The 19,881-nt window shown below is 67.4% G+C and carries 21 protein-coding genes; 14 read left to right on the top strand and 7 right to left on the bottom strand.

The features are described 5' to 3' along the window. Window positions 1-84: 84 nt before the first annotated feature. Window positions 85-867: an exodeoxyribonuclease III gene (gene xth, locus ACMZ91_RS09725; protein WP_049455824.1), complete on the top strand. Its 783-nt coding sequence runs from the start codon at window positions 85-87 to the stop codon at window positions 865-867. Window positions 868-970: 103 nt separating this feature from the next. Here xth and ACMZ91_RS09730 read toward each other — a convergent pair whose 3' ends face one another. Beyond that, window positions 971-1,222, bottom strand: coding sequence for a GlsB/YeaQ/YmgE family stress response membrane protein (locus ACMZ91_RS09730; RefSeq protein ID WP_005411656.1), 252 nt, complete (start codon window positions 1,220-1,222; stop codon window positions 971-973). An 84-nt stretch (window positions 1,223-1,306) separates the two neighbouring features. On the opposite strand from ACMZ91_RS09730, the gene ACMZ91_RS09735 reads away from it, so the two are divergent. From ACMZ91_RS09735 to ACMZ91_RS09775, 9 genes are all read left to right on the top strand, one after another. Further along, complete coding sequence (locus tag ACMZ91_RS09735) at window positions 1,307-1,906, top strand: 4'-phosphopantetheinyl transferase family protein (protein ID WP_414578356.1); 600 nt, start codon at window positions 1,307-1,309, stop codon at window positions 1,904-1,906. Between the two features lie 39 nt (window positions 1,907-1,945). Beyond that, a complete protein-coding gene (rsmG, locus tag ACMZ91_RS09740) occupies window positions 1,946-2,584 on the top strand; it encodes a 16S rRNA (guanine(527)-N(7))-methyltransferase RsmG (RefSeq protein ID WP_012512505.1) in 639 nt (212 codons plus the stop codon). 112 nt (window positions 2,585-2,696) lie between these two features. Beyond that, window positions 2,697-3,494: a ParA family protein gene (locus ACMZ91_RS09745; protein ID WP_032128472.1), complete on the top strand. Its 798-nt coding sequence runs from the start codon at window positions 2,697-2,699 to the stop codon at window positions 3,492-3,494. Continuing rightward, entirely contained in the window at window positions 3,494-4,417 is a 924-nt protein-coding gene (locus ACMZ91_RS09750; protein ID WP_005411652.1) for a ParB/RepB/Spo0J family partition protein, read from the top strand. Before ACMZ91_RS09745 ends, ACMZ91_RS09750 begins: the two co-directional genes overlap by 1 nt. A 126-nt stretch (window positions 4,418-4,543) precedes the next feature. Beyond that, window positions 4,544-5,284, top strand: a complete 741-nt coding sequence (locus ACMZ91_RS09755) for a suppressor of fused domain protein (protein WP_032128474.1) — start codon at window positions 4,544-4,546, stop codon at window positions 5,282-5,284. 46 nt (window positions 5,285-5,330) lie between these two features. Next, entirely contained in the window at window positions 5,331-6,296 is a 966-nt protein-coding gene (locus ACMZ91_RS09760; RefSeq protein ID WP_414578359.1) for an NAD-dependent epimerase/dehydratase family protein, read from the top strand. A gap of 89 nt (window positions 6,297-6,385) precedes the next feature. Next, complete coding sequence (locus ACMZ91_RS09765; protein ID WP_005420380.1) at window positions 6,386-7,108, top strand: glycosyltransferase family 2 protein; 723 nt, start codon at window positions 6,386-6,388, stop codon at window positions 7,106-7,108. Continuing rightward, entirely contained in the window at window positions 7,108-7,455 is a 348-nt protein-coding gene (locus ACMZ91_RS09770; RefSeq protein WP_005414908.1) for a lipid-A-disaccharide synthase N-terminal domain-containing protein, read from the top strand. Before ACMZ91_RS09765 ends, ACMZ91_RS09770 begins: the two co-directional genes overlap by 1 nt. A gap of 257 nt (window positions 7,456-7,712) precedes the next feature. Further along, window positions 7,713-9,485, top strand: coding sequence for a DUF885 domain-containing protein (locus ACMZ91_RS09775; RefSeq protein ID WP_049462263.1), 1,773 nt, complete (start codon window positions 7,713-7,715; stop codon window positions 9,483-9,485). A 133-nt stretch (window positions 9,486-9,618) separates the two neighbouring features. Here ACMZ91_RS09775 and ACMZ91_RS09780 read toward each other — a convergent pair whose 3' ends face one another. The 5 genes from ACMZ91_RS09780 to ACMZ91_RS09800 all read right to left on the bottom strand — a co-directional run bounded on the left by ACMZ91_RS09780 (window position 9,619) and on the right by ACMZ91_RS09800 (window position 16,284). Further along, entirely contained in the window at window positions 9,619-12,828 is a 3,210-nt protein-coding gene (locus ACMZ91_RS09780) for an efflux RND transporter permease subunit (protein WP_049462264.1), read from the bottom strand. Between the two features lie 10 nt (window positions 12,829-12,838). Next, window positions 12,839-14,044, bottom strand: coding sequence for an efflux RND transporter periplasmic adaptor subunit (locus ACMZ91_RS09785; protein ID WP_049462265.1), 1,206 nt, complete (start codon window positions 14,042-14,044; stop codon window positions 12,839-12,841). After that, window positions 14,041-15,294, bottom strand: a complete 1,254-nt coding sequence (locus tag ACMZ91_RS09790; protein WP_049462266.1) for a TolC family protein — start codon at window positions 15,292-15,294, stop codon at window positions 14,041-14,043. Before ACMZ91_RS09790 ends, ACMZ91_RS09785 begins: the two co-directional genes overlap by 4 nt. A gap of 56 nt (window positions 15,295-15,350) precedes the next feature. Continuing rightward, the gene (locus ACMZ91_RS09795) at window positions 15,351-15,692 is read right to left on the bottom strand and encodes a hypothetical protein (protein WP_049462267.1); all 342 of its coding nucleotides are present in this window, start codon (window positions 15,690-15,692) and stop codon (window positions 15,351-15,353) included. A 202-nt stretch (window positions 15,693-15,894) separates the two neighbouring features. Then, entirely contained in the window at window positions 15,895-16,284 is a 390-nt protein-coding gene (locus tag ACMZ91_RS09800; RefSeq protein WP_012512496.1) for a RidA family protein, read from the bottom strand. Window positions 16,285-16,392: 108 nt separating this feature from the next. Between ACMZ91_RS09800 and ACMZ91_RS09805 the strand changes: the two genes are divergently transcribed. Continuing rightward, window positions 16,393-17,286 carry a LysR family transcriptional regulator gene (locus tag ACMZ91_RS09805; RefSeq protein ID WP_197655624.1) on the top strand — a complete coding sequence of 298 codons (894 nt, stop codon included), beginning with the start codon at window positions 16,393-16,395 and terminating at the stop codon, window positions 17,284-17,286. A 55-nt stretch (window positions 17,287-17,341) separates the two neighbouring features. Continuing rightward, window positions 17,342-17,851: a DNA polymerase III subunit epsilon gene (gene dnaQ, locus ACMZ91_RS09810; RefSeq protein WP_032130518.1), complete on the top strand. Its 510-nt coding sequence runs from the start codon at window positions 17,342-17,344 to the stop codon at window positions 17,849-17,851. Between the two features lie 13 nt (window positions 17,852-17,864). On the opposite strand, the gene ACMZ91_RS09815 is transcribed toward dnaQ, so the two are convergent. Then, a complete protein-coding gene (locus ACMZ91_RS09815; protein ID WP_049462270.1) occupies window positions 17,865-19,079 on the bottom strand; it encodes a glycosyltransferase in 1,215 nt (404 codons plus the stop codon). Between the two features lie 278 nt (window positions 19,080-19,357). Here ACMZ91_RS09815 and rpmB point away from each other — a divergent pair, with 278 nt between their 5' ends. Continuing rightward, a complete protein-coding gene (rpmB, locus tag ACMZ91_RS09820) occupies window positions 19,358-19,594 on the top strand; it encodes a 50S ribosomal protein L28 (protein ID WP_005411638.1) in 237 nt (78 codons plus the stop codon). 10 nt (window positions 19,595-19,604) lie between these two features. Further along, the gene (rpmG, locus tag ACMZ91_RS09825; RefSeq protein WP_170272460.1) at window positions 19,605-19,772 is read left to right on the top strand and encodes a 50S ribosomal protein L33; all 168 of its coding nucleotides are present in this window, start codon (window positions 19,605-19,607) and stop codon (window positions 19,770-19,772) included. Window positions 19,773-19,881: the final 109 nt, after the last annotated feature.

The following is a 19,881-nucleotide window of genomic DNA, read 5'->3' on the forward strand; positions in this document are numbered from 1 at the left end:
TTTTTGGCGGAAAGGATTAGGAGGGATTGGGGGAGGCCGACCAAGGTCGGCCTCTACCCAAGCCCACCCGGGTAGAATGCCCCCATGAAGATCGCCTCGTGGAACGTCAATTCGCTCAATGTCCGCCTGCCGCACCTGGAGCAGTGGCTCAAGGACTTCGGCCCGGACATCGTCGGTATCCAGGAAACCAAGCTGGAGGACCACAAGTTCCCCGATTCGGCGCTGATCGCCGCGGGCTACCGCAGCGTGTTCGCCGGCCAGAAGACCTACAACGGCGTGGCGCTGCTGTCGCGTGAGCCGGCGCAGGATGTGCAGATCGGCATTCCCGGCTTCGAGGACGAGCAGAAGCGCGTCATCGCCGGTACCTTCGGCGACCTGCGGGTGATCAACCTGTACGTGGTCAACGGCCAGGACATCGGCACCGACAAGTACGACTATAAACTGCGCTGGTTGGAGGCGGTGCATGCGTGGATCGCCGAAGAACTGCAGCGGCACCCGAAGCTGATCGTGATGGGCGACTTCAACATCGCCCCGGACGCGCGCGATGTGCACGACCCGGAGGTGTGGAACGAAAACCACATCCTGACCTCCACCGCCGAGCGCGGCGCACTCAACAAGCTGCTGCAGCTGGGCTTGCACGATGGCTTCCGCCTGCACAATGACGAGGCGGGCACCTTCAGCTGGTGGGATTACCGTGCGGCCGGTTTCCGCCGCAACCTGGGCCTGCGCATCGACCTGACCCTGGTCTCCGACGCGCTGAAGGGCAGCGCGGTGGCCTCGGGCATCGACCGCGAGCCGCGTACCTGGGAACGGCCGAGTGACCACGCGCCGGCGTGGGTGGAAGTAGAGTCGAGCTTGCTCGACTGATCTCCCATGCAGTCGAGCAAGCTCGACTCTACAGAACGGGGCCCGGCGATTGCCGGGCCCGTTCTGAAACGTCTGCCGGCCAGCGGCCGGCACTACCCTCAGATCACCGTATGCTCTTGCGGGTGAACAGGTTGACGATTGCCAGCAGGATCACCGCACCGATCAGCGAGAACAGGAAGGTGCGGATGGTGATCGCTTCGTTGATGCCGCCGCCGAACAGCCAGCCGGAAATCAGCGCGCCGACGATGCCGACCACGATGTTGAGGATGATGCCCTGCTGGGCATCGCGCTTCATGATGATGCTGGCCAGCCAGCCTACGATGCCGCCGACGATCAGCCAGATGATGATGCCCATGATCGAACCTCCGGTGGGAAACTGTGACCAGTTGACGCGCACGGCCGTGAACCCGTCGTGCAATTGCGTGATGGGCGCGTGCGGATGAGCCTGCCAGCCACCCTCGACGGCCCGTGGCGCTTCGGTCCGGTAACGGTCTGGCGGCGTCCGCACGTGCCGGGCCAGCGCGGTGAACCGCGGGCGCGGCAGGTACTGGCGCAGGCGCTGGGCACCGATCCGCAGACGCTGCCACTGGTCCGTGACGACAAGGGCCGGCCGGAGCTGAGCGGCCCGTTGGCCCACTACGGGACCGGCTGGAGCCACAGCGGCGAGGTGCTGCTGGTGGCGCTGGGCGAGGGCGTGCGGTTGGGCGTGGACCTGGAACTGCTGCGCCCGCGGCCGCGTCTTCTGGAAATCGTGCAGCGCTTCTTCCACCCCGAGGAAGTGGCCTGGCTGGAAAGCCTGGACGAGGCCGGGCGCGAGCACTGGTTCTTCCGCGTGTGGTGCGTCAAGGAGGCCATCCTGAAGGCGCACGGGCAGGGCATCTCGTTCGGCCTGCACCGCCTGCAGTTGGCACCGGGGGCCGATGGCGCCCTGCACCTGCGCTGGTGCGACCCGGAACTGGGCGAGGCCGCGCGCTGGCACCTGCACGAATGGCAGGCCACCGGCCAGTTCCGTGCGGCATTGGCCTGGTATCCACACTGAAGCGGGGAATCAGCGCGCAAAACCGGCGATAATGGCGGCATGAGCGAACACCCACTTCCCGCCAGCGTGGCTGCCACGCTGGAACAGGGCCTGGCCAGCATGGGCCTGGACGCCGCGCTGGCGCCGCCGCTGCTGCGTTACCTGGCCCTGCTGCACCGCTGGAACGGCACCTACAACCTCACCGCCATCCGCGATCCGCAGGAGATGGTCACCCGCCACCTGCTCGACTCGCTGGCGATGCAGCCGTTCGTGGCTGATGGCAGCCTGGCCGACCTCGGTACTGGTCCCGGCTTGCCCGGCATCCCGCTGGCGATCGCCTGCCCGGGCCTGCAGGTCACCCTGGTGGAGAGCAACGGCAAGAAGGCGCGCTTCATGCGCGAGGCCGTGCGCCAGCTCGGTCTGGGCAATGCCCGCGTGGCCGAATCGCGCGCCGAGGCGCTGGACGAAGCTGGCCACTACGACCAGCTGACCGCGCGTGCGATGGACACCCTGGCCGGCATCGTCCGCGTCGGTGGCCATCTGTTGCGCCCCGGCGGCGTGCTGTTGGCCATGAAGGGCGTCTACCCGCATGAAGAGATCGCGGAGCTGCCGGCTGGCTGGCAGGTGCGCGAGGTGACCCCGTTGAGCGTGCCCGGCCTGGCCGGCGAACGCCACCTGGTCACTGTTACAGGTCCCTGATTCCCGTCGCCAGCCCCTTGTGGAACAAGAGGTTGGCGATCCACGATTTCCGCAAGGGCCCGGTTGTACGCATAATGACCGGTCCCAGCACACGTCGACGAGGCACACCCGCATGGCCCGCATCATCGCCATCGCCAACCAGAAGGGTGGCGTCGGCAAGACCACGACCGCCGTCAACCTGGCCGCTTCCCTGGCCAACGCACCCAAGCGCGTGCTGTTGGTCGACCTGGATTCGCAGGGCAACGCGACCATGGGTAGTGGCGTGGACAAGCGCGAGCTGGTCTCCTCCACCTACGATCTGCTGCTGGGCGAGTCCAGCGCCGCCGATGTGCGCGTGCAGACGGCCGAAGGCTACGACCTGCTGCCGGGCAACATCGACCTGACCGCGGCCGAGATCCAGCTGATGGCGCAGAGCGAGCGCGAGCAGCGCCTGAAGCGCGCGCTGGCACCGATCCGCGACGAGTACGACTACATCCTGATCGACTGCCCGCCGGCGCTGTCGCTGCTGACGCTCAACGCGCTGGCCGCCGCCGATTCGGTGATCGTACCGATGCAGTGCGAGTACTACGCACTGGAAGGCCTGAGCGCGCTGGTGGAAACCATCGAAGCGCTGCGTGCCAACCTCAACCCGGCGCTGGAGATCGAAGGCGTGCTGCGCACCATGTTCGATGTGCGCAACAACCTGGCCAACGCGGTCTCGGCCGAGCTCACCGAGCACTTCGGCGACCGCGTGTTCCGCACCATCGTGCCGCGCAACGTGCGCCTGGCCGAGGCGCCCAGCCATGGCCAGAGCATCGTCGGCTACGACCGCGCCTCGCGCGGTGGCGTGGCCTACCTGGGCCTGGCCGGCGAGATCATCCGCCGCAACAACGAACGCAACAAGGCCGCCAAGGCCGTGGAGACCGTCTGATGACCAGCAGCAAGCCGGCAGCCAAGAAGCGAGGCCTCGGCCGTGGCCTGGACGCGCTGCTGGGCCCGAAAGGCGCGGTCAGCCAGGTGCAGGCCACCACTGCGGTGATCGAACCGCTGCCGGGTGAAGTGCTGCGCAAGTTGCCGGTCGGCCAGCTGCAGCCGGGCAAGTACCAGCCGCGCCGCGAGATGGACGAGGGCAAGCTCTCCGAGCTGGCCGACTCGATCAAGTCGCAGGGCGTGATCCAGCCGATCCTGGTGCGCCAGCTGCCGGCAGGCAACTACGAAATCGTCGCCGGTGAGCGCCGTTGGCGCGCCTCGCAGCTGGCCGGCCTGGACGAAGTGCCGGTGGTGGTGCGCGAGCTGGAAGACCGCACCGTCATCGCGATGGCGCTGATCGAGAACATCCAGCGCGAAGACCTCAACCCGCTGGAAGAAGCCGAGGCGCTGCAGCGCCTGATCAGCGAATTCACCCTGACCCATGCCGAGGCCGCCGAGGCCGTCGGCCGCTCGCGCGCGGCGGTGTCCAACCTGCTGCGCCTGCTGGAGCTGCCGGTGGCGATCCGCCTGCTGCTGGAAACCCGCCGCCTGGAAATGGGCCATGCCCGTGCGCTGCTGACCCTGGCCCCCGAGCTGGCCGGCAAGCTGGCGCAGGAAGCGGCCGACGAAGGCTGGTCGGTGCGCGAGGTCGAGCGCCGTGCGCAGGCCTTCGCCGCTGGCAAGGTGCCCAGCAACCGCCCGGTGGCCACGCCGAAGGTGCAGCAGGCCGACATCGCCTCGCTGGAAACCGAGCTGTCCGAAGCGCTGGGGGCCAAGGTGGCGATCAATCACGGCCGTGGCGGCAAGGGCAAATTGATCATCCATTACACCGACCTGGATACCCTGGACGGCGTGCTGGAAAAACTGCGTACGCGCCAGGGCTGAGCCCGGCGCAGCGCCAGGGGATGCGGCCTGTTCCTGCCGCGTCCTGCAGATGACAGGGAACGCACCGCCGCGCGCGCCGGGGGATGCACTGCTCTCCGGTCCGTGGCCTCATCCAGGGAGCAGGACATGAGCAACGAATACGAGTACGAGGACGTCAGCCCGGACGGTACCCAGATACTGAGGCACCGGCGCGAAAAGGACTTTGTGCTCGCCATCGGCGAAGAGCAGCACATCGAAGCGATCAGCGGCCATATCGAGCGCCATCTCGGACCGATCGCCACGGTCCTGCACGAACTCATTTCCGACCTGGTGCACATTGACGTGCACGTGGTGCCGGCCAATGACCACTGCCCGTACCTGCGCCTGGTCACCTCCGGCATGAGCGACCTGCCGATGACCGTGCCCGCCGACGTGGACGCGGATGTGCCGCGCTACATGGAGCTGATGGTGACCCTGCCGGCCGACTGGCCGATGTCCCAGGACGCCTTCGAGGACGAGCGCAATTACTGGCCGGTGCGCCTGCTGAAGGGCATGGCGCGGCTGCCGCACGAGTACGACACGTGGCTGGGCTTCGGCCACACCATTCCCAACGGCCATCCCAGCGAGCCTTATGCGCCCGGAGCAGGCTTCGACGGTGCCATCGTGCTGATGCCGGTGACTGCTCCGGAGGACTTCGCCACGCTGGAGCTGGAGGATGGCAGGACCATCAGCTTCATGAGCCTGGTTCCGCTGTATCCGGAAGAGATGGACCTGAAGCTGAAGAAGGGCGCCGACGCCCTGCTCGACCGCTTCGATGCGAAGCAGATCAACGATGTGATCGAGCCGGGCCGGGTCAACGTCGCCAGGAAGCGTTTCGGTTTGTTCTGAGACCGGTAACATCAGGGGCCTGAATTTCTGCTTCCGGGCCCCTGCCATGACCATCCTGCTTACCGGCGCTGCCGGCTTCATCGGTGCCTACACCGCCCGCGCGCTGCTGGAGGCGGGCCAGCCGGTGGCCGGCCTGGACAACTTCAACGACTACTACGACCCGCAGATCAAGCGCGACCGCGTGGCCGCGCTGTGCCCGGCGCTGGACCTGCGCACGCTCGACCTGACCGACCAGCAGGGCCTGGCTGCGCTGTTCGACGAGGTGAAGCCGACCGCGGTGATCCATCTGGCTGCACAGGCGGGCGTGCGCTATTCGCTGGAAAACCCGCAGGCCTACGTCGACAGCAATCTGGTCGGCTTCGTCAACATGCTCGAGCTGTGCCGCCACCGTGGCGTGCAGCATCTGGTGTATGCGTCGAGCAGCTCGGTCTACGGTGATTCGGCCACGCCGCCGTTCTCCGAGGACCAGCGCGTGGACCAGCCGCGCTCGCTGTATGCGGCCACCAAGGCGGCCAACGAGCTGATGGCCTACACCTACGCGCAGCTGTACGGCCTGCATGCCACCGGCCTGCGCTTCTTCACCGTGTATGGCCCGTGGGGCCGGCCGGACATGGCACCGTTGCTCTTCTCGCGCGCGGTGCTGGCCGGGCGGCCGATCGACGTGTTCAACGAAGGCCGCATGCAGCGCGACTTCACACATGTCTCCGACATCGTGTCCGGTATTCTCGGCGCGCTCGCGCATCCGGCCGATGGTCCGGTACCGCACCGGGTGTTCAACCTCGGCAACCATACGCCGGTCGAGCTGGAGCGCTTCATCAGCGTGATCGAGCAGGCCGCCGGTCGCCCCGCGCAGAAGGTCTACAAGCCGATGCAGCCGGGCGACATGGTGCGCACGATGGCCGATACCCGGCGCGCCCATGACGCATTCGGCTTCGACGCGGTGACCCCGATCGAAGCAGGGTTGCCCCCCGTCGTGCAGTGGTGCCGCGAGTATTTTGGCGACCGCGCCTGAGGAGGGATCCTCACACAGCCGGATTCATCTTCGGATAACCTCGGCTTCGGAGAATGCGCGGTCTTTGTCCCCCTTTGGCCGAGTGCCTTATGAGCCAACCCGAGCTTTCCGTTGTCGTCCCGGTGTTCAACGAACGCGACAATGTCGCCCCGCTGGTTGCCGAAATCACCGCCGCACTGCGTGGGCGGCTTCCGTTCGAGATCGTCTACATCGACGATCACTCGCGCGATGACACCCTGGCGGTGCTGCAGGGCCTGAAGGCGACCACCCCGGAACTGCGGGTGCTGCACCATGTGAACCAGAGCGGGCAGAGCACCGCCGTGCGCACCGGCGTCAAGCACGCACGTGCGCCGTGGATCGCGACCCTGGATGGCGACGGGCAGAATGATCCGGCCGACATTCCCAAGCTGCTGGCGGCGCGCGATGCGGCCGAGGCGCAGGTGAAGCTGTTTGCCGGGTGGCGCGTCAACCGTCAGGACAGCGGCAGCAAGCGCTGGGCCAGCAAGTGGGCCAATGCCATCCGTGCACGCATGCTGCGCGACGATACGCCCGATACCGGCTGCGGCATCAAGCTGTTCGAGCGCAGCGCGTTCCTCGACCTGCCGTATTTTGACCACATGCACCGCTACCTGCCGGCGCTGATGCAGCGCGCCGGCTGGAAGACCACCAGCGTGCCGGTCAACCACCGCCACCGTACCGCCGGTGTCTCCAAGTACAACAACCTCGGCCGCGCCCTGGTTGGCATCCGTGACCTGCGTGGCGTGGCCTGGCTGATCACCCGCAGCAAGCGCACCGCGGTGGAGGAGCGTTGATGGATCTGGAGCTGCACTGGCTCGACCAGCCGCTCACCTGGCTGTACTGGACCGGCCTGCATGTGACCGGCTGGAAGCTGATCGGCTATACCGGCGCGCTGATGTTCGGGGGCCGCTGGCTGGTTCAGTTCATCGCCTCCAAACGCGCCGGCAAGCCGGTGATTCCGCGCCTGTTCTGGTACATGAGCGTGGTCGGCAGCCTGATGACGCTGAGCTACTTCCTGTTCTCGGCCAAGCAGGACTCGGTAGGCGTGCTGCAGAACCTGTTCCCGGCGTTCACCGCGCTGTACAGCCTGCAGCTCGACATCAAGCACCGGGGCTGGAAGCGGGACAAAGCCAGCCACTAGGTCTTCGGGGCCTCATCCGGTAGCTGCTGACCTTGGTCGGCGCTGGGTTTGGGGGCCAACCAAGGTTGGCCGCTACCGGAGCCCCGGTCTGCCACGCTACGGTAGATGCCGACCTTGGTCGGCGCTGGGTTTGGGGGGCCAACCAAGGTTGGCCGCTACCGGGGCCCCGGCCTGCTGCGCAGGCAGGACCTTCGTCCCATGCCACGGGCCGTGGGCGGTGCCATCATCGGGGTCTGCCTTCCCGGGAACCTGTGCTCGTGAAAACCCGTCTTGCCGTTGCCCTGCTGATCGCCCTGTCCGCCCCTGCCGTAGCCCTGGCCGCACCGCCCGCCGCCGCCGCACCGGCCAGCGTGGCCACCGAATCGCCCGCCGATGCCGCCTTCCGCGCGCTGTACGAGAAGGAATGGAAGTGGCGCCAGGAGGGCGGCGGCGAGGCCAGCGAGGACGAGGACGCGCCAGCCAACGCCACCCGCATGCCCGATGTCGGCCCGGCCGCGCAGCAGGCGCGCCTGAAGGTGTGGGACGAGACCCTGGCTGCACTGAAGAAGATCGACCCGAAGACGCTCTCGCCCGACAACCAGATCAACTACGCGATCTACCGCGATCAGGTGTTCAACCTGGCCGAAGAAGTGCGCCTGCGTGGCTACGAGATGCCGTTCAACGCCGACTCCTCGTTCTGGTCCAACCTGTCCTTCATGGCCCGGCGCGAGATGAAGACCGTGCAGGACTACCAGAACTACATCGCACGCCTGAACGATGTACCGCGTTACTTCGGCCAGCAGACCGAAAACATGCGCGCCGGCCTGAAGCGAGGTTTCAGCGTGCCGCGCGCGGTGCTCGATGGCCGCGAAGTGTCCATCGCCACCGTCGCCGAGCTGATGGATCCCACCGAGTCGCCGCTGTACGCGCCGTTCAAGAAGCTGCCCAACAGCATTCCGGCCGCAGAGCAGGCCAGGCTGCAGGCGCAGGCGCGCGAAGCAATCAGTAGCAAGGTCGTGCCGGCGTTCCAGCAGCTGCGCACCTTCTTCGTCAACGAATACGTGCCGCAGGCGCGCACCACGCTGGCCGCCGAAGCGATGCCGGGCGGCAAGGCGTACTACAAGCAGCAGATCCACGAATACACCACGCTGGACCTGTCGCCGGACGAGATCCATCGCATCGGTCTGGATGAAGTCGCACGCATCCAGAAGGAAATGAACGACATCATCAAGCAGGTGAAGTTCAAGGGCAGCTTCGCCGAATTCCTGACCTTCCTGCGCACCGATCCGCAGTTCTATGCCAGGACGCCGGAAGAGCTGCTGTCGCGCGCCGCATGGATCTCCAAGCGGGCAGACGGTCAGCTCGGCAAGTACATGACCCTGCCGCGCGCGCGCTTCACCATTGTGCCGGTGCCGCCGGACATCGCGCCGTTCTGGACCGCCGGCCGCGGTGGCATGGGCACCTACTGGCTCAACACCTACAACCTGCCGTCGCGCCCGCTGTACAACCTGCCGGCGCTGACCCTGCATGAATCCGATCCGGGCCACGCGCTGCAGGGTGCCATTGCCGCTGAGCAGAAGAACCTGCCCGAGTTCCGCCGCAACGCCTACATCTCCGCCTACGGCGAAGGCTGGGCGCTGTACTGCGAGAAGCTGGGCGTGGAAATGGGCATCTACGAAACCCCGTATGAGGACTTCGGCCGCCTGACCTACGAAATGTGGCGCGCCGCGCGCCTGGTGATCGACACCGGTGTGCACAGCAAGGGCTGGAGCCGCGAGCAGGCCTTGGCCTACCTGCGTGACCACACCGCGCTGAGCGAGCATGAAGTGACCACCGAAGTGGACCGCTACATTTCCTGGCCGGGCCAGGCCCTGAGCTACAAGCTGGGCGAGATCGCCATCGTGCGCCTGCGTGCGCAGGCCGAGAAGGAGCTGGGCGACAAGTTCGACATCAAGGGTTTCCACGACACCCTGCTCAAGCAGGGCTCGGTGCCGCTGCCGGTGCTGGAACAGCAGATCCAGGCCTACATCGCCGAACGCAAGAAGGCCTGACCGTTCCAAGGTAGTGCCGGCCGCTGGCCGGCAACCCGCATGCACCGCAATTGTTCGACATTGCCGGCCAGCGGCCGGCACTACCAGGGATCGGAAAACGGGGTCGGATCGCACGATCCGACCCCGTGGTCTTTCAGCCCATCGCCCTTGGCTTGGCCACGCGTGCCGCAAACGTCGGCAGCACCAGCAGGGTCAGCACGGTGGCGGTGATCAGGCCACCGATCACCACCGTGGCCAGCGGCTTCTGCACTTCCGCACCGGAACCGCTGGCGATCGCCATCGGAATGAAGCCGACGATCGCCACCAGCGCCGTGGTCAGCACCGCGCGGATGCGGCTCGACGCACCGTTGATCGCCGCCTGCAGCGGCAGGTCACCGGCATCCAGGCGCTCGCGGATCGCCTGCATCAGCACCAGGCCGTTCAAGGTGGCCACGCCGGACACGGCGATGAAACCAACCGCCGCCGACACCGAAAACGGCATGCCACGCAGTAGCAGCGCGAGAATGCCGCCGACCAGCGCCAACGGCACGCAGCTGAACACCAGAATGGCTTCCTTGCCGCTGCGCAGGGCCATGAACAGCAGGCTGCCGATCAGCAGGAACACCACCGGCACCACCGTTGCCAGCCGCTTCTCCGCGCGCTGCAGGTTCTCGAACTGGCCACCCCAGGTCAGGTAGGCGCCCGGCGGCAATGCAACATCAGCCACCGCCGCCTGCGCCTCGCCGACAAAGCCGCCCAGATCGCGGCCACGCACGTTGGCCTGCACCACCACGCGGCGGCTGCCGTTGTTGCGGCTGATCTGGTTCGGCCCTTCGCTGACCGTGATGCGCGCGACCGACGACAGCGGAATCACCAGCCCCGACGGTGTAGCGATCGGCAGTGAGGCGAGCTGGTCCGGATCGTTGCGCGAGGCATCGTCCAGGCGCACCACCACGTTGAAGCGGCGATCACCTTCGAAGATCTTGCCGGCCGCCGTGCCACCAATGCCGGTGGACAGCGCATCACTCACGTCCGCGGCAGTCAGGCCGTACTGCGCCGCCGCCACGTGGTCGATGGCCACATTGAGCGTGGGCAGGCCGGAGATCTGTTCCACCCGCACGTCGGCCGCACCGTTCACCGCACGCAGCTTCAACGCCACCTGGTCGGCCACTTTCTGCAGCTGGCTGAAGTCATCGCCGAAGATCATTACCGCCAGGTCGGTACGCACGCCGGAGATCAGTTCGTTGAAGCGCAGTTCGATCGGCTGGCTGAACTCGAAACTGTTGCCCAGCTGCTGCCCGGCCAGCTTTTCGAAGCGTGCCACCAGCGCGTCCTTGCCCAGCTTCGGATCCGGCCAGTCCTTGCGTGGCTTCAGCACGATCACGCTGTCGGAGATGTTGGTCGGCATCGGGTCGATCGCTGCCTCGGCGGTACCGGTGCGCGAGAACACGGTTTCTACTTCCGGCTGCTTGGCAATCGCCTTTTCCAGTGCCAGCTGCATCGCCAGCGACTGCTCCAGCGAGGTCGACGGCACGCGCAGGGCCTGCATCGCCACGTTGCCTTCGTCCAGCGTCGGCATGAACTCGCGGCCCAGCAGCGAGAACGAACCGATACCCACCACCATCATCATCACCGCACCGGCCAGCACCGTGCGCGGATGCGCCACGGCCTTGCGCACCACCGGTTCGATGCGCGCACGCAGCACGCGGATCAGCTTGGTTTCGTGCTCGCCATCGTCAGCATGTGCATCGCCGTCCTTCACCTTCGGCTCGCGCACCAGCAGTGCGGCCATCGCCGGCACGAAGGTGAAGGAGAAGATGAAGGCACCGATCAGGGCCAGCATGAACGTGGCCGCCATCGGGTGGAACGTCTTGCCCTCCACGCCTTCCAGGGTAAGGATCGGCGCGAACACCAGCAGGATGATCAGCTGCCCGAAGGCCGCAGGGCGCGCCATCTTCATCGCCGAATCGGCGGCCACGCGCAGGCGTTCCATCGCGGTCAACGCACGGCCCAGTTCGGCGCGGCGCTGGCCCAGCATCAGCAGGGTCGACTCGACCACGATCACCGCACCGTCCACCAGGATGCCGAAGTCCAGCGCACCCAGGCTCATCAGGTTGCCGCTGATGCCGAAGCGGTTCATGCCGATTACTGCGAACAGGAACGACAGCGGAATCACCAGCGCGGTGATCGTTGCCGCACGCAGGTTGCCCAGCAGCAGGAACAGCACCACCACCACCAGCAGCGCGCCCTCGGTGAGGTTCTTGGCCACGGTCTTGATGGTGGAATTGACCAGCACGCTGCGGTCCAGCACCGGTGCCGCCACGATGTCGGCCGGCAGCGATTTGTTCACCTGTTCCAGGCGCGCGGCTGCGGCCTGGGCCACGGTGCGGCTGTTGCCGCCGGCGATCATCAGCGCGGTACCCAGCACGGCTTCATGGCCGTTGCGGCTGGCCGCACCCAGGCGCGGCGCGCGGCTCAGCTCGACTTCGGCCACATCGGCCACGCGCACCACCACGCCATTGCGGGTGGCCACCGGGGCCTGTGCCAGATCCTCGGTGGTCAGCGCCAGGCCGTCAGCACGTACCACCAGGCCTTCGCCGGCACGCTGCACGAAACCGGCACCGGCCTGCACGTTGGAGCGCTGCAGGGCAGTGACCAGATCGGCCAGGCCGAGGGCGTGCGCGGCCAGCCGGGCGCTGTCCGGATGCACGCCGTATTCCTTGACGTAGCCGCCGACCGTATCGACGCCGGCCAGCCCCGGGCTGGAACGCATCTGCGGCGCGATGATCCAGTCCTGCACGGTGCGCAGGTAGGTGGCACGTTCTTCCGGCGTGCGCAGCAGGTTGCCTTCCGGCGTGCGGTAGACCTCACCGGCCTGCCAGCCGGCTTCACCGGGCTTGGCCAGCCTGGCCGGATCGAACATGGTGAAGTCCACGGTCCACATCAGCACTTCGCCGAGGCCGGTGGTGACCGGCGACAGCATCGGCGACGCGCCATCGGGCAGGTCTTCGGATGCCTCGCGCATGCGTTCGGCCACCTGCTGGCGCGCGAAGTAGATGTCGGTCGCATCGGTGAAGATCGCGGTGACCTGCGAGAAGCCATTGCGCGACAGCGAACGCGTGGTGGTCAGGCCGGGAATGCCGGCCAGCGCGGTTTCCAGCGGGTAGGTCACCTGCCGTTCGATCTGCTCCGGGGTCAGTGCAGGTGCCACCGTGTTGATCTGCACCTGGCGGTTGGTGATGTCCGGCACCGCGTCGATCGGCAGCTTGCCCAGCTGGAACAGGCCCACGGCAGCGATCAGCGCCGCCATGAACACCACCAGCCAGCGGTGGCGCACCGCTGTTTCAATGATCAGCTTGAACATGGTCGCCTCCTCAGTGGCCGTGCTCGGCTTCGCCCTTGGCCAGTTCGGCCTTGAGCAGGAAGGCGTTGGCACCGACGATGCGCTCGTTGCCGGTCAGTCCACCGAGGATCTCGATGCGGTCGCCGGCACGGCGCCCGGCCAGCACCGGCTGCGCCTTGAAGCCGCCGTCGACGGCGACGAACACCGCGCTGCCGCCATCAACGTTCTGCACCGCATCGGCGGGCACGCTGAGCGAACCGTCCTGGCCTTCGGTGACCACCACCGCCGAAACCGGCGAACCGGCCGGCGGCAGCGAAGCGTCCACCGGCGTGGCGCGGATCACCGCGACGCCGCCCTGCTGGCGCACATCGGCGGCCGATCCGGTAACGGTGGCGGTGAAGCTGCCACCCGGCACGCTCACTTCCAGCTTCATGCCGGGCGTGACCTGTGCGGCCAGCGCGGGCGGCGCGGTGAACACCAGTTCGTTCATCGCCGGATCGGCGACATCGGCCACCGCGCTGCCGGCAGCGACCACGCCGCCCGGGGTGACCTGCACGTTGCCGACGATGCCGGCTACCGGGCTGGTGATGCGCACGCGACCGCTGCTGTCCGGCGAACCGTTGGCGGCGGCTTGGGCCTGCGCGGCGGCGGCCTGGGCCTGTGCCGCCAGCGAACGTGCGCGCGAGGTTTCCATTTCCTGGCGGGCGACCACGCCCTGGTCGACCAGCGCCTTGTCGCGGCCATAGGCCAGGCGCGCGGCTTCTGCTTCGGCCGAGGCGGCCAGCGCATTGGCGCGGAACACCGCGGCCTCGCCACTGACCACGATGGCCAGTGCCTGGTTCTTCTTCACCGCCGTGCCCGGCGCGACCAGCACGCGCTCGACGCGGCCGGTCACCGTGGAGGCCACCGAAGCACGGGCGCCCACGGTGGGCTCGACCCTGCCGGACAGCCGGGTCGAGCCACCGCCACCGCGACCGATCGCGACCACTTCGATACCGGAGGCCTTGATCTGTTCCTGGGTCAGCTGCACCACGCCTTCATCGGCGTCGGCGGGGGCTTTGACGGTTTCCGCCTTGGCCTCCTTGCTGTCGGCGGCATGGCCGTGGCCATCGTCGGTGCCGGCCTTGGCCGCAGCGGGGTCTTCATTGGCAGGCGTCTGCGCGTTGCCGGCGCAGCCGGCAAGCAGGACGGTCAGCAGCACGCCGCCGATCAGCGGGAAAGTACGGGAGAGAGTCATTTGGCCTCCACAAAAGGTGCGCGCCCCTCAAGGCGGGCAAGATCGATTTCGGCGCCGACGCGCGACAGGCGCGCATCCACGGCGGTGCCGCGGGCGGCGATGAGGGCGCTGCGCGTGCTGCGCAGTTCCAGCTGCGAGATGCGTCCGGCGTCGAAGCCGACGCGGGCCAGGCGATACGCCTCTTCGGCGGCGACCACGCTTTCATCGGCGGCGCGGGTCCGGCTTCCGGCGGCTTTCAGTCCGGCTACGGCGGAGAGACGTGCCGCCTCGCTGTCGCGGCGCTGCTGGTCCAGGCGGGCCTCGGCCGCGCGCTGGTCGGCATTGGCGGCGCGGATGCCCCCGCGGTTGCGGTCGAACAGCGGGATGCTGAGGCTGACCCCGAGGTTGTAGGCACGCTCGCCGCCTTCGCGGAAGCGGGTCTGTGCGGCGGTGACACTGAGGTCGGGCAGGGCGCGCTTGCGCTCCACGTCGACCAGCTTGCCGGCCGCATCGGCTTCGGCTTCGGCGATGCGCACCGCCAGTGCCACGTCGGTGGCGCCACGCGGCAGCGGCGGGGCCCGGTCGAGCAGGCTGTCGTCAATCGACTGCACTGGTGCATCCAGCAGCGCGGCACCGGCCAGGCGGGCCAGCGCGGCATCGCGGAAGGCCTGCGCTTCATCCAGCGCAGCGCTGGCATTGGCCACTTCGCTCTGCGCCTGCACCGCGCGCAGCTGTGGCTCGCGGCCCTGCTTGACCATCGCGTTGACCGCATTGGCGTCATCGCGGGTGAGGGTCAGCGCCTCTTCGGCCAGGGAGTAGCGGCGCAGTGCACTTTCCGCCTGTGCGTAGACCACCGCCAGCTGGCTGGCCACGTCGCTGCGGCTTTGGGCACCACGCAGGTTGGCGGCCTGTGCCTCGGCGCGGGCGGCACGGACACGCGCGCCACGCTGGCCCCAGACCTCCAGCGGCTGGGACAGGGTGAGCACGGTATCGGCCTTGCCCATGCCGCCATAGGAGCCGGTGCCCCAGGCGTTTTCGGCGGAGTAGGAGAGGGAAGGATTGGGCAACGCACGGGCCTGGTCGGCACGCGCATCGGCGGCCTCGGCCAGTGCCGTACCCACACGGGTACCGGGCAGCTGGTCCAGGCGTTCAAGCAGGGTGTCGTAGGAGGGGGCGGCTTGCGCCATCACCGATGCCGCCGGGGCCAGGCCCAGCAACACGGCGACGACCAGCCCGGCCGCGCGCGGCGACCGAGGTGTCAGGATCGACATAGGGGGATTCCGGTTGTGAGTGAAACGGGAGCCCGCGATTGCGGGACGCGCTCAACTCACGCCCGGGGGGGACGCGTCAATTCATCCTGGGCGACCGCATAGGTCGCCACGTCGCCGGTATTCATCCAGCGCGCCGGCACCGGCGTACCGAAGGCGGCGAAATCGTTCGCCGGCAGGCTCAGCGTGGAGTGGTGGCAGTGGTTATGCGTGCAGGCACCCGTGTGCTTGCTGTCGCTGTCGCTGTCACCGCCTGCGTCGTCCGCGAGGGATTCGACATGGGCGCTGCTGGCATGCGGTTCCACCGCACACACCAGTGCGTCGGCCACCGGCACGACCACGAATGCCGCCATCAGCAGCATCATCAGGTACGTACGCAGTTGGCGGGTGATCCGGCGCATGGAGGGGAGGCTAGCAAGCGGTTTTCGCCGGATACAATATCAATGACCACCTCGGGAATTCGTCGGAACCTCCCGTTCAGGTGGGCCGGGCACGCCAGCTCTGGCAGGTGCCGACCTCCTGCCCTGGTGGGTGTCGACCTTGGTCGACACGCTTTTCGACCCCCGACACATTGCTGCCGGCCAGCGGCCGGCACTACCCGTATCACGGCAGCTTCGCGATCACCTTGATCTCGAACTGGAACCCGTACAGCCAGGTCACGCCGATGCCGGTCAGGGTCGGGTGCGGCGCCTCGCCCCAGTACTCGGGCACGATCGCCCAGGCCTTCTCGAAGTTCTTCTCGGGGTCGACCAGGAACACGGTCACGTCGACCACGTCATCGAAGCTGCAGCCGGCGGCAGCCAGTACCGCATTGAGATTTTCGAAGGCGCGGCGCACCTGCGCTTCGAAATCCGGTTCGGGCGAGCCGTCCTCGCGGCTGCCGACCTGGCCGGAAACGAACAGGAAGCCGTTGGATCGGATCGCCGGCGAGTAGCGATTGCGCTCGTACAGGGCCTGGCGACCGGCGGGGAAAACGACATCGCGCTGTGACATGGGGAAGATCCCGTGGGAGAGAACGTCATCCTCCCCGCCAGCGCTGTCTGGATAAACCGCGATGATCGGCCTAGATTGATTGCCAATCCCAAACAATCATGGCCAGCCATGGACCGTTTCGAGGCGATGCGGGCGTTTGCCCGGGTAGTGGAAACCGGCAGCTTCACCCGCGCCGCGCAGACCCTGCAGATCAGCCGCACCACGGCCACCCAGCTGGTGCAGCAACTGGAGGCGCACCTGCGGCTGCGGTTGCTCAACCGCACCACGCGCCGGGTCAGCGTCACCGCCGATGGCGCGGCCTATTACCCGCGCATCGCCCGCCTGCTGGCCGAGCTGGAAGAGGTGGAGGGCGGGCTGGGCGACGCGGCCACCCAACCGCGCGGACGCCTGCGCGTGGATGTGCCCGGGCCGTACGCGCGCTTGCGGCTGGTACCGGCGCTGCCGGATTTCCAGGCGCGCTACCCGGAGATCCAGCTGGACATCGGCGTGAGTGACCGCGAGGTGGATGTCATCGCCGACAACGTCGATTGCGTGATCCGTGGTGGCACCCCGGCCGACCCGGCGCTGGTGGCGAGGCCGCTCGGCGCGCTGCCGATCGGCTTCCATGCCAGCCCGGGCTATGTGCAGCGTTTCGGCGTGCCGACCGACCCGCGCGCGCTGGAAGGGCCCGATCACCACATGGTCGGTTTCCTCAGCCCGCGCAGTGGCCGCGCCCGCGTGTTCACTGCACAGCGTGGCGATGAGCGCGTCGAGGTGCAGGGCCGCTATACGGTGGGCTTCGACGACGGCAACGCCTATCTGGCGGCTGCGTTGGCGGGGCTCGGCGTGGTGGCGCTGCCCAGCTACATGGCCGAACCGCACGTGGCGCGTGGTGAGCTGCTGCCGCTGCTGCGGGACTGGCAGCTGCCACCGATGCCGATGCATGTGATGTTCCCGCCCAACCGGCACATGAGCCAGCGGCTGCGGGTGTTCATTGATTGGGTGGTGGAAGCGTTGGGGTGAGTGCATCGGTCGCGTGCGAAAATCCGGCTGCACGTACTGGAGAACGCACACCCTGATGAGCCGCATCGTCGCACTGGATACCGAAACCACCGGCATCTCCCACCGCCTGGGGCACCGGGTGATCGAAATCGGTGCCGTCGAACTGATCGATGGCCAGCTCACCGGCCGCCAGTTCCACACCTACCTGCAGCCGCAGCGCAAGGTGGACTGGGGCGCGCAGCGCGTGCACGGCATCAGCGACGCGATGCTGGTGGGCAAGCCACTGTTCTCCAGCAAGGCCGCCGAGCTGCTGGAGTTCCTGCGTGGCAGCGAGATGGTCGCGCACAACGCCACCTTCGACGTGGGTTTCCTGGACAACGAGCTGCGCCTGGCTGGCATCCCCGGCACGCTGGCCCAGCATTGCCGCATCACCTGCAGCCTGAAGCTGGCGCGCGGGCGCTGGCCGGGTCAGGGCAACAAGCTGGATGATGTGCTGCAGCGCCTGCGCATTCCCGGCAACCGGGGCCTGCATGGCGCGTTGAAGGATGCCCATCTGCTGGCCCAGGTGATTCCGCATCTGCGCTGAGGCCTGGTCGCCGTTACATCGGCCGCAACCAGCGCTCGATCATTGCCACGCCACATGCCACCCCGTCCTCACTGCTCATCGCCACGCCCAAGGCCGCCGCGCGTGCGCGTGTTGCTTCGGTTGCAGCGAAGGTGATGGCTGCTGCCAGCGCTGCTGCATCCAGTCGCTTCGGTGACAACGGTGCCGGTGCTACGCCCAACCGATACAGGCGATCGGCCCAGAAGAACTGATCTGCGGCGAACGGCATCACCAGTGAAGGAATGCCGGCGCGGCAGGCCGAATGCGTGGTGCCGCTGCCACCGTGGTGGATGGCGAATGCGCAACGCGGGAACAGCGCTTCGTGTGGGGTCGGGCCCAGGACGAAGACAGAATCGGGCAAGCGCATCGCAGGCAGTCCCACCCAGCCGGGAAACAGCAGGACACGGCGCGGTGCCAACGCCTGCAGCAGGGCCGGCAACACGCGTTCGCGATCAAAGCCGGTCATGCTGCCGAAGCCCAGATAGACCGGCGGCGGTCCGGCGTCGAGGAAGGCCTGCAGATCGGCCGGCGGCGTCCAGGGCGCATCAGGAAACCGCCATTGGCCACAGACGATGTGGTCGGCCGGCCAGTCCGTCGGTGGCGGCAGCAGCTGCGGCGAGATGCCATAGAGCATCGGCAGGCCGGACCACAGCGAGCGGCGTGGCGATTGCCCCAGCTGCTTGCGGGCCTCGTTGATCGGCTGGCGGAACTGGCGCCAGATCAGGCCGTTGACCAGCCCATAGCTGGCCCGGTTCAACCAGCCCGGCGAGCGTCCCGGCGGCAGGAACGGGGAGCGGAAGGCACGCGTCGGGGTCAGCGGAATCATGCCGGTCCCGATCACCGGCAGACCCCGGCGTTCGCCCACACTCATGCCGACAAAGGCCGCCAGCCCACCCGTCAGGATCGCGTCGCAACCCTCGGCCGCCGCGTCCGCCTGCCGCATCCAGCCAGTGACATGCTGCAGCGCCATCCGTGCCAGTCCGCTACTGGCGGCGGCAACACCGTTGCCACGCGAGACCAGCGCGACCACTTCGTCATGGATGTCACCTTCCAGGGACGCATGGGGCACATTCAGCGCCTGCGCGCTGCCCAGCGTGCCGCCATCGGCCAGCAGTGTCACCTCGTGGCCTGCGCCAATCAGCCCATGGCAGAGCATGGCCAGCGGACGCGTATCGCCTTCGGTTCCGTAGGTCAGGGCCAGCAGCCGCATGGAAAGCTCCGCAGTGAACCGGGCCAGTATGCCGGTTGGTGGGCTCCCGACCCTCCCGGTTCAGTCCCGGCCTGTGGGTAACTTGCGCAAGTGCTTGAACCCGTGCATAATGCGCGGCTCGCTGTGTCCGGTTTTCTACCGGGCGGCGCCCCCGGGAGCACGTCCCCGGCCGCCCAACGCCAGCGTAACCCTTTGATTCTCTTGACGTGTGGTGGGCAACCATCGAGGCCGCCGTCTCCCGGGCTACGGGCTGACACAACTTACTATCGAGGTGCGCAATGTCCCGCGTATGCCAGGTTTCCGGCAAGCGAGTGCAGACGGGTAACAACGTCTCGCACGCCAACAACAAGACCCGTCGTCGTTTCCTGCCGAATCTGCACGAGCGCCGCTTCTGGGTTGCCAGCGAAAACCGCTGGGTGAAGCTTCGTGTTTCCGCGCATGCACTGCGCACCATCGACAAGAACGGTATCGATTCCGTTCTGGCTGAGCTGCGTGCGCGCGGCGAAAAGGTCTGAGGAGTAGACGATCATGGCAGGCAAGCGCGATAAGGTCCGTATGATTTCGACCGCTGGTACCGGTCACTTCTACACGACCGACAAGAACAAGAAGAACACCCCGGGGAAGATGGAATTCTCCAAGTACGATCCGGTCGTGCGCAAGCACGTCCCGTACAAGGAAGGCAAGATCAAGTAATCCGCAAGGATTGCTGATCCCCGCGAAGAAACCCGCCCTTGTGGCGGGTTTTTTCATGCCCGACGGTGGGGCCGGTGGGTGCCTGTGGGTGCCGACCGTTGGTCGGCAC

Origin of the sequence: Stenotrophomonas sp. FR024 (assembly GCF_047500745.2) — a bacterium.
Classification (GTDB): Bacteria; Pseudomonadota; Gammaproteobacteria; order Xanthomonadales; family Xanthomonadaceae; genus Stenotrophomonas; species Stenotrophomonas maltophilia_A.